The sequence below is a fragment of the Paenibacillus anseongensis genome (assembly GCF_009757995.1).
GTDB classification, from domain to species: domain Bacteria; phylum Bacillota; class Bacilli; order Paenibacillales; family NBRC-103111; genus Paenibacillus_E; species Paenibacillus_E chondroitinus.
Genome location: NZ_WSEM01000026.1, coordinates 1 through 14,488, shown reverse-complemented (window position 1 = coordinate 14,488; position 14,488 = coordinate 1). Strand labels below are relative to the sequence as shown.

10 protein-coding genes and 1 riboswitch are annotated in these 14,488 nt (G+C 45.0%); all 10 genes read left to right on the top strand.

The window, feature by feature from the left end:
- Positions 1-2 precede the first annotated feature (2 nt).
- The 10 genes from GON05_RS27860 to GON05_RS27815 all read left to right on the top strand — a co-directional run bounded on the left by GON05_RS27860 (position 3) and on the right by GON05_RS27815 (position 14,035).
- Positions 3-581, top strand: a complete 579-nt coding sequence (locus GON05_RS27860; RefSeq protein ID WP_157323809.1) for an ABC transporter ATP-binding protein — start codon at positions 3-5, stop codon at positions 579-581.
- Positions 582-718: 137 nt separating this feature from the next.
- The gene (locus GON05_RS27855) at positions 719-1,966 is read left to right on the top strand and encodes a serine hydroxymethyltransferase (RefSeq protein ID WP_181646538.1); all 1,248 of its coding nucleotides are present in this window, start codon (positions 719-721) and stop codon (positions 1,964-1,966) included.
- A 77-nt stretch (positions 1,967-2,043) separates the two neighbouring features.
- A complete protein-coding gene (locus GON05_RS27850; protein WP_157323808.1) occupies positions 2,044-2,562 on the top strand; it encodes an NUDIX domain-containing protein in 519 nt (172 codons plus the stop codon).
- 39 nt (positions 2,563-2,601) lie between these two features.
- Positions 2,602-2,804: riboswitch (cobalamin riboswitch) on the top strand.
- A 297-nt stretch (positions 2,805-3,101) separates the two neighbouring features.
- Positions 3,102-4,745, top strand: coding sequence for an S-layer homology domain-containing protein (locus GON05_RS27845; RefSeq protein ID WP_157323807.1), 1,644 nt, complete (start codon positions 3,102-3,104; stop codon positions 4,743-4,745).
- A gap of 13 nt (positions 4,746-4,758) precedes the next feature.
- On the top strand, positions 4,759-5,679 hold the full coding sequence (locus tag GON05_RS27840; RefSeq protein WP_157323806.1) for a DUF4430 domain-containing protein: 921 nt from the start codon (positions 4,759-4,761) through the stop codon (positions 5,677-5,679).
- Positions 5,676-6,566, top strand: coding sequence for an energy-coupling factor transporter transmembrane component T (locus GON05_RS27835; RefSeq protein ID WP_157323805.1), 891 nt, complete (start codon positions 5,676-5,678; stop codon positions 6,564-6,566). Before GON05_RS27840 ends, GON05_RS27835 begins: the two co-directional genes overlap by 4 nt.
- On the top strand, positions 6,539-9,016 hold the full coding sequence (locus GON05_RS27830; protein ID WP_181646537.1) for an ATP-binding cassette domain-containing protein: 2,478 nt from the start codon (positions 6,539-6,541) through the stop codon (positions 9,014-9,016). The genes GON05_RS27835 and GON05_RS27830 overlap by 28 nt, the downstream gene beginning before the upstream one ends.
- Before the next feature lie 10 nt (positions 9,017-9,026).
- Positions 9,027-9,932 carry a LysR family transcriptional regulator gene (locus tag GON05_RS27825; protein ID WP_127456288.1) on the top strand — a complete coding sequence of 302 codons (906 nt, stop codon included), beginning with the start codon at positions 9,027-9,029 and terminating at the stop codon, positions 9,930-9,932.
- A 138-nt stretch (positions 9,933-10,070) separates the two neighbouring features.
- Entirely contained in the window at positions 10,071-12,359 is a 2,289-nt protein-coding gene (gene metE, locus GON05_RS27820; protein ID WP_157323803.1) for a 5-methyltetrahydropteroyltriglutamate--homocysteine S-methyltransferase, read from the top strand.
- A 173-nt stretch (positions 12,360-12,532) separates the two neighbouring features.
- Positions 12,533-14,035 (top strand): putative glycoside hydrolase, encoded by a 1,503-nt coding sequence (locus GON05_RS27815; RefSeq protein WP_157323802.1) that lies wholly within the window; start codon positions 12,533-12,535, stop codon positions 14,033-14,035.
- Positions 14,036-14,488: the final 453 nt, after the last annotated feature.

Genomic DNA, 14,488 nt, shown 5'->3' with positions numbered 1-14,488 from the left:
CTTTGGGGTATCGTTATGGGAAAGAGGCGTGGGTCTTCCATAACCTTGATATTCAAGTGGGAGCAGATGAGATCGTAGGACTCGTCGGACCAAGTGGTTGTGGGAAGTCCACGCTAGGGCAATTACTTGCAGGTCATATGAGAATGCAAGAAGGACATGTAAGTGTGGACGGGGTTCCGCATAGGAAGGGTTCGCGAAACCCTGTTCAGTTAGTGCTGCAGCATCCTGAACAAGCGGTTAATCCGAGGTGGAAGCTGCGGAGAACTCTTCAAGAGTCAGGTATGATGGACCCTGTTATGCGCTCGGAATTATCGATTGAGGACACATGGCTAGATCGCTATCCGAACGAGCTGTCCGGCGGAGAGCTACAGCGGATTTGGGTGGCCAGAGCGCTGGGGCCGGAAACACGCTATTTAATTGCGGATGAGATGACTACCATGTTAGATGCTATTACACAAGCGCAAATCTGGCATGCGGTGCTGCGTTGGGCTGAACGGCAGCGTGCGGGTGTTTTGGTGATTAGCCATGAGCGGGAATTGATTGAGCGGTTGTGTGGGCGGGTGATTCATTTTCCATTCTAATGAGGTAGGTAAGTTTCCTCTGTCTCCTACTGATATAGCCATTAACTATATCTAGATATAGTTAAATCCAGTTACTCTATAGCCACAGCTCTATGATATCTTTTTTATAACAAAACGATGCTAAGGAGCAATAGACTGTGGAACAATTACGTAAACAAGACCCCAAAATTGTTGAGGCAATGAATTTGGAAATTGGCCGTCAACGTGACAAAATTGAGTTGATCGCATCTGAAAACTTCGTCAGCGAAGCTGTTCTGCAAGCAATGGGAACGGTTTTGACGAATAAATACGCAGAAGGCTATCCAGGAAAACGCTACTACGGCGGATGCGAGCATGTCGATATCGTTGAGGATATCGCGCGTGATCGTGCCAAAGAATTATTTGGCGCAGAGCATGCCAACGTGCAGCCGCACTCCGGCGCGCAAGCCAATTTGGCGGTATATTTAGCTGCTTTGAAACCTGGAGATACAGTTCTTGGCATGAACTTGGCGCATGGCGGTCACTTAACACATGGAAGTCCTGTTAATGCCTCGGGTATTTTGTATAACTTTATTCCTTATGGTGTTAGAGAAAGCGACGGGCTTATTGATTATAATGAGGTTCGCAAATTGGCATTCAAGCATAAGCCACGCATGATTGTAGCTGGTGCCAGCGCATATGCACGCATCATTGATTTTGAAGCATTAGGTGCGATAGCTCATGATGTAGGAGCTTTGTTTTTTGTGGACATGGCCCATATTGCAGGGTTAGTTGCGGCAGGGTTACATCCAAGTCCTGTGCCACACGCTCATTTTGTAACTACAACTACGCATAAAACGCTTCGCGGACCCCGCGGCGGTATGATTCTTTGCCGCAAGCCTTGGGCTGCAGCGATTGATAAAGCAGTATTTCCCGGAACGCAAGGCGGGCCATTGATGCATATCATCGCCGCTAAAGCCGTTGCTTTTGGCGAAGCGCTTCAACAAGATTTTAAAACGTACGCTCAAAATGTTGTTCTTAACGCCAAAACGTTATCAGAAGAGCTTTTGGCTGAAGGTGTCAATCTTGTATCCGGAGGCACAGATAACCATCTGATGCTGATCGACTTGCGTAGTCTGGGTATCACCGGTAAAGAGGCGGAACATTTGCTGGATGAAGTAGGCGTAACGGTAAACAAAAACGCGATTCCTTTCGACCCTGCGAAACCGATGGTTACAAGCGGAGTCCGCATCGGCACTCCAGCAGTTACCGCCCGTGGCATGGATCAAGAAGCTATGAAAACAATTGCCAAAATTGTGGCGTTAACGTTGAAAAATCCTACGGACGAAGCTGTGCATAACCAAGTACGGGGGATGGTCAGTGATCTGACAGCGCAATTCCCATTATATCCAGGGTTGAGCTACTAAAGTTACAATTGAACAAAGTATTTGATCTTTGGATCAAATACTTTTTTTATTAGTAGAAAAATAAAGTTGGTGACAGAGTGAAGTATGAATTTCCAGGTGCTTTACAGAATCAAAAGATTATTTTATCCAAGGAATGCCTCGTTAGTGAATCTAACTGTGTCTTAATTTGTGCATTCTATCAAGGTAAACTGGTTCTTGTTCGACATCACAGCCGGGGGTGGGAGTTGCCCGGAGGGAAGAGAGAGAAGGGGGAGCCCGTTCTTCAAACGGTTCGAAGAGAGATGCAGGAAGAGGCTGGAGGAGAGCTGGATGCGATCGAGAGAATTGGGCAATATCTCATTTTTGAAAATGACCAGCTAGTATTTGTGAAAAATATTTATATTTCCATGGTCCGTGCTCTTGGAGCGCTCCCGAGCGGATTTGAGACGGATGGTGTCATGCTGGTAGATACTATTCCGCAGCAAGTTGAGATTATGAATGACGACACATTTAGTCCTTATATGAAGGATAATGTCTATATGATTGTATCCGAATGGATTAAGGATCATCGATTTATTAGAGATAGTTTCAAGCTATCAGTAAATGAAAGTAAGTAGACAAAACATTAGAAAGGAGATACCATTAGTTCATAATTTAATAATGTTCTAGATAAAGGTGCAAGTATTCACTTCGGGTGCTTGCTTAAAAGGGAAGTTCGGTACGAAGCCGATGCGGTCCCAACCACTGTAATTACTGAGCGACTCTTCATAAAATGCCACTGTCTTGCATACTAGATTGGGAAGGCGAAGAGAAGCAATGACGTATAAGCCAGGAGACCTGCCTTTGTTCATGGAGTTTCTAATTCTTTGGGGGTGAGAAGAGGGAACCAAAATTATGCTTAGCATAATTTTATTTGAGATTGTGTATTTTTGCGCGCAATGATTAGAAGTTAGGCCACCCTGAAGAGGGTGGCTTTTTTGCGATGCTAATTAATCAGTATGAGAGCAGGGGAATGTTACCCATGGGGAATGGGAACGAATCCATTGAACGGTACGAATCAAAGTACAGAACGATAGCTTGCAGCATGCATGGAGAAGGAGCAGAACAATTTCTGCTCCTTCTCCAATATTTAATTTGAAATATTGGAGGGAGAGCAATGAGAATGATGAAGAAGCTTTCAGTTCTACTTCTTATTCTTTGTATTTATGTAAGCAGTTCAATTCAGGCTTTTGCAGCTGATCAAGCAGAAATTTCTCAGGTTGTTACGAACACTGCATCCTATCTGACGAAGACCGTTTCAGAGCCGCAGGTAGGATCTATAGGTGGAGAATGGGCAGTTATAGGGCTGGCTCGTTCTGGATATTTAGTCCCACAGAGCTATTATGATGATTATTACAAAGTTGTAGAAAAGTATGTTAAGGAGCTTGGCGGCGTTTTGCATGACAAGAAATACACGGAGTATTCGAGAGTGATTTTGGCTTTGACCGCTATTGGCAAAGACCCCTCCAATGTAGCAGGCTATAACTTGTTAGAGCCTTTAGGGGATTTCGAGAAAACGAACTGGCAGGGTATTAACGGTCCGATTTTCGCTCTGATTGCACTGGATTCAGGCCAATATGAGATACCTGTGAACAAAAAAGCGAAGACTCAAGCGACTAGAGAGATGTATATCAACGAAATCTTGACAAGGCAGTTGGCAGACGGGGGATTTGCTTTATCTGGTAACACGGCTGACCCTGATGTGACGGGTATGGCATTGCAAGCTCTCGCCAAATATCAAAGTAAGGAAAAGGTAAAAGCAGCAACGGATAAGGCCGTTGAAGCCCTATCCAACATGCAGAATAACTCGGGGGGGTACGCGACCTGGGGGACGGAGAATTTGGAAAGCGCGGCGCAAGTTCTGATGGCTTTATGCGAGCTTGGCATCCGTCCAGATGATCGCAGATTTACTAAAAATGGCCACAACCTTGTCGACAATCTGTTAAGTTATTATCGAGAAGGACAGGGATTTCTGCATACAGCTGACGGCAGCGGTGAAAATCTGATGTCTACGGAGCAGGCTTTTTATACGCTGGTTAACGTACAAAGAGTAGGTGCAGGGAAAACTAGTCTTTACAACATGGCAGATGTCAAAAAGGGCTCTCAGACGAATCCGGGCAACGAAACCAAGACCCCGGAAACCGAAGGATTGCCGAATAAAAATAAAGATGTTAAGCCGAGCGTTATTACTAATGCAGGTAGAACTTTTACGGATATTCAAGGACATGTCAATCAGAAATCCATAGAAGCGATGGCTGCAAGAAATATCCTTAACGGTATATCGGACACCCAATTTGTACCGGATCGAACGATGACAAGGGCTGAATTTGCAGCTATTGTAACCAGAAGTCTGGGACTGACATTGAAGGCAGCTTCCGTTTTCAAAGATGTCTCTGCAGATAGCTGGTATGCACCCTATGTAGGCACGGCTTACACCTATAACCTCATCCAAGGAACTTCAGAGGATACATTTACTCCTGAACAAACCATTACCCGGCAGGAAGCTGCTGTGATGGTTGCCCGTGCGGCAAAACTTTGCGGATTGGATACGAATGTGCAGGACATCGAAATCCGAGATATGCTTGCTCAGTTTACGGATTACACGAAAACGGCCGAATGGGCAAGAGCAAGTCTAGCATTTTCTTATCGTGAACATATTTTGTCTCAAGACATGATAGAGATACAACCTGAAGCGGCTGTAACGCGCAGTGAAGTATCAGATATGCTATATCAACTATTAATGAATTCTAAACTTTTGTGAAACAGGTGATCCTATGAAAATAACGAAAACGAAACTCGTTTCGGGCATCGTTATCGTGGTTGCACTCGTAGCCAGTTACCTGTTTATGGGACCGCAACCGAATATCCCAGCGAAATTGCCTGCACCAACGACGGAAGCGGCTGGGCAGCAAGTTGAAGGGAAGAGTCAGGCTGTCCAGCAGCAGCCTGATTCTTCTAAGGCTGAACCCCCAGCCGTGCAGCCATCAACGGATCAGCCTGTAAGTACGGTTAAACCGCTAGAGGCAGCACCTACGCAAACGCCGGAACCAACGAAGGCAGTACCCGCTAAAGAATCCGATAAAGACTTTCCAAAGGAAACGCCAACGCCTGTTGCCAATCAACCTGCTGAAAGCCAACCTACTGCCAGTCAACCTGCCGACAAGCAAGAGATTGATCCTAAGACAGGTAAAGATAAATACCTAACGGAGCCTGTCCCGTCCGGGAAACCGCTGCCTGTTGAACCTCAGAACATCAAAATTTCTGACAAGGCCATGACGGCTACCCTATCCGTTACGTGTTTGACCATTTTAGATAACATGAAGCTGCTGGATAAGGAAAAGGTAGAGCTGGTGCCCAAGGATGGAGTCATCCTTCCAGCGACAAAGGTAACCTTTTACGAAGGCGAATCCGTGTTTAACGTTCTGCAAAGGGAAATGAAAAAGCATAAAATTCATATGGAGTTCGTGAATACCCCCATCTATAATTCTGCCTATATCGAAGGAATCAACAATCTCTACGAATTTGATGTCGGAGAACTCTCGGGCTGGATGTTTAAAGTTAACGGCTGGTTTCCCAATTACGGAAGCAGTCGGTATCAGTTGAAAGATGGCGATGTCATTGAATGGGTCTATACGTGTGACTTGGGACGTGACGTTGGCGACACCTATAATGCTATGGGAGCAACAAAACAATGAAAGATGCGTTCTCAAGCTATCATCCTCTTGTAAATTTTCTTTATTTTGTTATGGTCATTGCGTGTTCGATGTTTTTTCTGCATCCGGCATGCTTGATCATCTCTTTGTTTTTTTCATTCGCTTACTCGATCTACTTGAACGGGAAAAAGGCGATTCGATTTAATTTTCTCGTTATGCTTCCCATGCTGATCATAACGGCACTCATCAATCCTGCGTTTAATCACGAAGGAGTAACGATTCTAACTTACTTGGACAACGGGAATCCACTCACTTTGGAATCCATTACGTTTGGTGTGGCTTCGGCTGCGATGCTAATAACGGTCATCTGTTGGTTCTCTTGTTACAATGCGGTTATGACCTCCGATAAGTTCATTTATTTGTTTGGTAAACTGATCCCGGCAATGTCCCTCATTTTTTCGATGGTGCTGCGCTTTGTTCCGACATTCAAGGCCCAATTCCAAAGGGTTTCGGATTCACAAAAATGTGTGGGCAGAGACATTTCGAATGGCGGCGTGATGACACGGATCAGACATGGCATCCGAATCATGTCCATTATGATAACCTGGGTGCTGGAGAATGCCATCGAAACGTCGGATTCCATGAGAAGCCGCGGATACGGGCTAAAGGGAAGAACGGCGTATTCCAATTACACATTTGACCGACGTGATCAATGGGCTCTTGGTGCTTTAACGCTAGTAGGAGGTTATGTCTTGATAAGTTCGTTATGCGGAGCGATGTATTTCCGATATTATCCGTCGATGAAAGGGCATGGACTTTCCGCTTTTACGATTAGCGCATTAGGCTCTTATGCTGTCATGTGTGCAATTCCTTTAATTATGAATGTATGGGAGGATAGGAAGTGGAAGCTTTTGCAATCGAAAATTTAACATTTTCTTATCCTGGTAGCGATAAACTGGCACTCGACAACATCTCTTTACAAATAAAACAAGGCGAATTCATTACCTTATGTGGAAAATCAGGGTGCGGTAAATCGACACTGCTGCGCCATTTTAAAACCGTGCTAACGCCTCATGGCCAAAGGAGCGGTCTAGTCCGCTTTGAAGGTGAGGATCTTGGTACGGTTGATACAAGAACGCAATCATCCCGAATCGGCTACGTATTTCAGTCGCCAGACAATCAGATTGTGACCGATAAAGTTTGGCATGAGCTGGCCTTCGGGCTGGAAAGCTTAGGTTATCGTACGCCTGCCATCAGGCTGAAGGTTGCTGAGATCGCTAACTTTTTCGGGATGCAAACCTGGTTTCATAAGTCCGTCTCAGAGCTCTCGGGTGGGCAAAAGCAGCTCTTAAACTTGGCCTCTGTGATGGTCATGCAGCCTTCAGTTTTAATTTTGGATGAACCAACGAGCCAACTTGATCCGATCGCTTCTTCAGATTTTCTCAATACACTGGTGAAAGTTAATAGAGAATTAGGAACTACGATCATCATTTCCGAGCATCGCTTGGAAGAGCTTCTGCCGGTTTCCGACAAGGTAGCCATTTTGGATAACGGTAAAGTCATTACCTTTGATTCGCCTAGGAATGTTGGTAAAGTACTTAAAGAAACGAAGGATGCGATGTTCTTCGCTATGCCTGCGCCAATGAGAATTTATTCTCACATCCCTAATGATTTGCAGTGCCCGATTACGGTTCGGGAAGGCCGAAAATGGCTGGACGACCTGGCTCTGTCTTCGCATGTCATTACAACTACACCGGAAAAGACGCAAGCGAATCAAAAGGGCAAGGTTGCAGTTGAGCTAAAGGAAACGTGGTTTAAGTATGAGAAAACAGCCCCTGATATTGTGAAAGGCTTGTCTATTTCCGTTCACTCCGGTGAAATATATGCCATTCTAGGAGGAAACGGCGCTGGCAAAACGACCGCTTTATCTCTGATAGCAGGCTTAAAAAAGCCATATCGGGGAGAGGTTAAGCTTGGTGGCAAAAAAATTCAAGATCTGTCCGACAATGAGAAATACGGCGGCTTGCTTGGGGTGCTGCCGCAAAATCCGCAAACCCTTTTTGTAAGTAAAACAGTGGAATCGGATCTTCGCGAGATGTTCATCGGAAGAGATGTCAACAAAGAGGTTGTGCAAGAAAAAATAGAGCAAGTAACGGAGCTATGTGAGCTTGGCGGACTTTTACAAAGTCATCCGTATGACTTGTCTGGTGGTGAGCAGCAGAGAGCTGCGCTTGCGAAGATCTTGCTGCTTGAGCCTGAAATCCTGTTGTTGGATGAGCCTACGAAGGGGCTGGACAACCATTTTAAACTGAAGTTGGGCGAAATTCTTCATAGCCTCAAGCTTGCAGGAACGGCCATCATTATGGTAAGTCACGATGTGGAGTTCTGTGCATCCTATGCGGATACCTGTGCGATGTTTTTCGACGGCAAGATTGTGTCAGAAGGCACACCGCAGCAGTTTTTTACCGGCAACAGTTTCTATACAACGGCAGCAAGCCGCATGTCCAGGCATCTGATTCCCGGTGCGGTTACAACGGAAGATGTGATTAGGGCTCTTGGTGGAACCGTGCCGGAGCGGGATTTTCGTATCCGAAAGTTGCCAGAATCACGGCTTACAAAAAAAGAAGCAGACTTCCCAAAAAGTGATGCAACGGATCAAACACCGATTGATAAAAGGAAGTTATCTCAACGAACCATCATCGCATCCTTTATGATTTTGCTGATTATACCGTTAACCATATGGTTTGGTATTTATTATTTGAATGATCGAAAGTACTATTTTATCAGCTTGCTCGTGATCCTTGAAACCATGCTGCCTTTCGTGATGCTGTTTGAATCTAGAAAACCCCAAGCGAGAGAACTGATCGTGATAGCGGTCTTATGTGCAATAGCTGTAGCAGGAAGAGCCGCATTTTTTATGGTTCCCCAGTTTAAACCGGTTGTTGCGATGGTGATTATCTCGGGCGTGTGTTTAGGCGCAGAAGCGGGTTTTCTTGTTGGCGTGGTTACCGGGTTTGTTTCGAACTTTTTCTTCGGGCAAGGACCTTGGACGCCATGGCAAATGTTTGCTTTCGGCATTATCGGTTTTCTGGCCGGTCTGCTATTCAAGAAAGGTATTCTAAGGAGAAATAAAGCAGCCTTATGCATCTTTGGAGGGCTCACGACTTTCTTCATCTATGGCGGTCTTCTGAACCCGGCTTCCGTGCTGATGTCCCCTGTACAGCCAACCAAAGAAATGTTCCTGTTAGCCTATCTGCAAGGAATCCCCTTTGATCTCATACATGCCGTTTCTACGGTGATTTTCTTGTATTTTATTGCGAAGCCTATGCTTTCCAAGCTTGATCGAATAAAGTTGAAATATGGTCTAATTGATTCCTAGGGGGATAGCGATGACAACTTTGCAGCAATTGAAATATGTAATTGAGGTAGCGAACCGCAGATCGATTAATGAAGCAGCTAAAAGGTTGTTTATTACGCAGCCTAGCCTATCGAATGCGATCAAGGATTTGGAAGAAGAAATACAAATCTCCATATTTGAAAGATCCAATAAAGGAATAACACTTTCCAAAGAAGGTGTTGAATTCTTAAGTTACGCGCGGCAAGTTGTCGAGCAGGCTGAATTATTGGAAAGCCGGTACCTGAATGCGAAGCCTTCACCGCAGCATTTCTCAGTCTCCACGCAGCATTATGCGTTTGCGGTCAATGCCTTTGTCAGCCTGATCCAGGAATTCGGATTAGATGAGTATGAATTTGCGCTGCGTGAAACCAAAACGCATGAAATTATCGAAGACGTCCAAACGCTGCGAAGCGAAATCGGTATTTTATACTTGAATGAATTCAATGAAAAAGTCATAAACAAGATGCTGAAATCCGCCAATTTGCAATTTAACAGTTTATTTAAAGCGAAACCGCATGTGTTTATCAGCGTTAAAAATCCATTGGCCAGTCAGTCGATTGTCACCATCGAACAGCTCGAGGAATATCCTTATCTCTCCTTTGATCAAGGTGAGTATAACTCTTTTCATTTTTCAGAGGAAATTCTAAGTACAATCTCCCATAAGAAAAGCATACGAGTAACGGATCGCGCTACGCTCTTTAATTTGTTAATAGGTCTCAATGGTTATACGATTTCAACGGGTGTTTTGAACGCGGATTTGAACGGTAACGAGATTATTCCTGTCCCTTTGGATTGTGAGGAAACCATCCATGTGGGGTGGATATCCCATAAAAATACGATGTTAACGAAGCTAGGCGCAGCTTATGTTGAAGCGCTAAAGCAGGCAATTTCCAAGTAAACGATATGCAATTCCAAGCACTTTCTGAACGTGATCATTATAGCCCAAAACTATAGCTAGATATATGTTATTCGAATTACTTTATATCTGCGAATTTGTGATAATTTTTATATAACAAATTGAAGAGGGGTTTTAATGATGGCGAAAAGCAGTGTATTGGGATACCCGCGTATCGGTGTAGATCGCGAATGGAAGAAAGCTTTGGAAGCGTTCTGGGCAGGAAAAATCGAAGAAACAGAATTTCAAAATAAACTGCAAGAAATTCGTTTGACTCATTTGCGTAAACAACAAGAAAAAGGCATCGATTTCATTCCGGTTAATGATTTCAGTTATTATGATCATATCCTGGATACAGCCGCTATGTTCGGAATTATCCCGAAACGTTTCTCATATGAAGGTGGTCCTGTACCGTTATCGGTTTATTATGGCGTAGCTCGTGGAACGAAGGGTGCGGCAGCAAGCGAAATGACGAAGTGGTTTAACACGAACTATCACTATATCGTCCCTGAATTGGCTGATGCATCCCCTGTACTTACGGAAAACAAACCTCTTACAGCGTATAGAGAAGCTAAGGAGAAGCTTGGTATTGAAGGGAAACCGGTGATTGTTGGACCATTAACTTTCCTCAAGCTATCTAAAGGATACAGTGCCTCGGAGACGGATGCATGGTTGGAGCGCTTAGTTCCGCTTTATGTCCAAGTCCTTCAAGAGCTTGCCGAAGAAGGAGTGCAATGGGTACAAATTGATGAGCCAATTCTTGTAACCAAATTAAGCCAGGAAGACCTACAGCGTTTGTCGAGTATTTATGAAACGATTGCTGCAGCCGTTCCAAGCCTTAACATCATGCTGCAAACTTATTTTGAATCGGTAGAGAACTATAATGACATTGTAAAATTACCGGTCAAAGGAATTGGGCTTGATTTCGTGCATGGGTACACTGGCAATCTAATAGCTATTAAAGCGCTTGGATTCCCGGCGGATAAAGTGCTGGGTGCAGGTGTCATTGACGGACGCGGTATCTGGAGAGCTTCTCTTCGGGAGAAGATGGAGCTGCTAAATGAGCTAACGGAATTCGTGTCCGCTGATCGTCTAATTGTACAGTCCTCCTGCAGCTTGCTTCATGTTCCGGTAACGACAGAACGCGAGACGAAGCTCACAACAGAATTGAGAAACGCTCTGGCATTTGCCGATGAGAAGCTCGGCGAGCTTGTTCTTTTAACGAAAGCATTAGCTTCCGACGCTGAAGAAATTATAGATGAACTGATCAAAAGTGATGCGGCTATTCAAGCCTTGCAGCAATCGGAGGAACGCAACCGCGTCAACATTCAGCAAGCTGTAGCTGCGCTAAGCAATCAGCAACCGGAGCGCTCCCATCCATTTGCCGAGCGCCATCAAGCTCAACAAGCAAAATGGCAGCTGCCTATATTCCCTACAACGACGATCGGCAGCTTTCCACAATCGGCAGAAGTGCGAAAAGCGCGTCAATCATGGCGTAAAGGCGAGTGGAATAACGAGCAGTATGCACAGTATATCCGCGATCAAATCGACACTTGGATCGACCTGCAGGAAGAGATCGGGTTAGATGTTCTCGTACACGGCGAGTTTGAGCGTACCGACATGGTCGAGTTCTTTGGTGAGAAGCTGGCTGGTTTTGCCTTCACACAGAACGGTTGGGTGCAGTCCTATGGTTCACGTTGCGTGAAGCCGCCGGTTATTTTCGGAGATGTGGCGTTCAAGGGTGAGATGACGGTTGAAGAAACGAAGTATGCCCAGTCCAAAACTTCACGTCCAGTAAAAGGGATGCTTACAGGACCGATTACCATCATGAACTGGTCATTCGTTCGCGACGATATTCCACGTGAGCAAATTGCTTATCAATTAGCTTATGCGCTTAGACAAGAAGTGGAAGCTCTTGAGCAAGCAGGCATCGGCATGATTCAGGTCGATGAGCCCGCTGTTCGCGAAGGGCTGCCGCTGAAAGAAGAAGAGCAAGCCGGTTACCTTGCTTGGGCAGTCAAAGCTTTCCGCATCACCACATGCACCGTACACGAAACAACGCAAATTCATACCCATATGTGTTATTGCGAGTTCCATGACATGATTGACTCCATTGAAGCGATGGATGCTGATGTTATCTCTATTGAGACCTCCCGCAGCCATGGCGAGTTGATTCATAGTTTTGAGCTAAATACCTACAAGTTAGGCATCGGGTTAGGGGTATACGATATCCACAGTCCTCGTGTTCCTAGTGTAGAAGAAATGACGGGTATGATTGATCGAGCACTACGTGTATTGGATGCAAGATTGTTCTGGATTAATCCGGATTGTGGTCTGAAAACACGCGGACTCGAAGAGACCGTCGCTTCCTTGCGCAACATGGTTGAAGCAACGAAGATTGCTCGTGAGAACCATGCTGCAACGGTGTAACGCACAACAACCGATTCAAACATAGAGATTGCATTGAAAGAGCAGATCTGCGATGGCAGCTGCTCTTTTTTTTGCGAGAGAGGGCCAAGTGCAGCATAGTTTCGTCGTTTCCCGAATACTTCAAGTATGAGCATTGAATTACAGAACATGCTGTGAAATAGGGGGAGAGCAAGGTGAAGAAACAAGTTCTTATTTGCTTGATGTTAGGTTTAGCTCTCATGTTGTCGGCTTGTCAGTCGTCCCAAGACACTTTGACTACACCGAATTCATCGGGGCAGCCATCCGTAACGACGCCAGGGCCTACGCCGACACCCACGCTCGCATCAACAGTAATGCCAACAACAACGGCAATGCCAACATCGACACCTGCATCGCCTACTGACGCTCCACTTGCGGTATCGCCAACTCCGGCGGCAACGCAAGCACCCGGTTTTGTTCCTCCGTTTCATTTCGAATATCCAGATGCCGTACGTGGGATTTATGTGACAGGCTGGTCAGCTGGCGGGGAGCGTATGTCTAAACTTCTTTCACTCGTTGATAACACGGATTTGAATGCAATGGTCATCGATATGAAGGATGATGATGGCTATATCACTTTTAAACCTGATGGAAAGCTTGCGGAATTTGGTCAGCCTTACATCAAGGACCCCAAAGCGCTTCTGAAAACACTTGAGGAGCATAAAATCTATCCGATCGCTAGAATCGTCGTTTTTAAAGATACGGTTATGGCAAAAAAACGGTCTGATCTTTCTTTTATAGATGGCAGCAGCATTTGGCGTAATTCGAACGGTGACAGTTTTATCAACCCATTCCTGAAAGAAACGTGGGATCATAATGTTGAGGTAGCAAAATTAGCGGCTGAACTTGGATTTAAAGAGATTCAATTTGACTATGTTCGCTTCCCGGAAGGTTTTGAAAGCAGGGACAATGTTCTCAAATATTCCATGGGTGATTACAAGGATAAAAAACCAACGAAGTTCGTGCAGGAGGAAAAAGACTACGCCGAAGCTTCCAAGAAGTACCAAGAGGATCTGGCTTCCTTGGAGTTGAAGTTAGCAGATGCTTCCAATGCCTACAATGTTGAGAAAAACGAAGCAAATAAAAAAGTCGTGGACGATGCTCAAAAGAACGTGTCTGATCTTAAAAAAGGAGCGCCTCGAGTACCGGATTTCAGCGATAAGGCACGTATGACGCAGCTTCGTGTTGATGCAGTCAGCGATTTTGTTGCTTACGCGAAAGATCAGCTTAAACCATATGGCGTTGATGTTTCTGTGGACATATTCGGGTACTCAGCGACATTGCCTGAGGCCCCGGGGATCGGCCAGAACTTTAATCGGATTGCCAGTTCGGTAGATGTCATATCTTCTATGATTTATCCAAGCCATTGGTCTAACGGTTATTTCGGTATTTCGAGACCTGATAAAGAACCATATAATCTCGTGGCTGAGTACATGAAAGCTGAAAAAGCGAAGTTTGCCCAGCTCCAGTCTCCACCCCAGTCGCGGCCGTGGATTCAAGATTTTACGGCAAGCTGGTTAGGGGCAGGCAATTATATCAAATACGGCAAGGCTGAGGTAGATGCACAAATTAAAGCATTACACGATGCAAGCGTTCAGGAGTATCTCATCTGGAATGCAAACAATAACTATTCAGAGGGTGTGACCTATATTCCGTAAAAAGCTGCGGCTGTCTTGGACATTATTTCCCTGTCCTGGGCGGCCATTTTTATTGCGAAAAAAGTACTTGTGTTACCTAAATATCCATGGTATATTATGAAGCCTGTCTTGCAAGAAGTGAGATGCAGACTTTTGAATAGTTGCTAAAAATTAATTAAAAAAAACACTTGCAATTGAAATTCCTACATGGTATATTACTTCTCGCTGCTTCGGCGACGCGGTAGTGAACGAAAGAAATTGATCTTTGAAAACTGAACAACGAGTGAGTAAGCACAGTCGAGCAATCGACTATAAATGAGATTGTAAAATCTCGCTAGCAAGTCAATTGAGCTATTCAGCTTAAAATATGGGCCCCGGAAAAGTAATCGGAATTCTCTTCGGAGGTTAACGTCACTTTTTTGGGTACCTTTATGGAGAGTTTGATCCTGGCTCAGGACGAACGCTGGCGGCGTG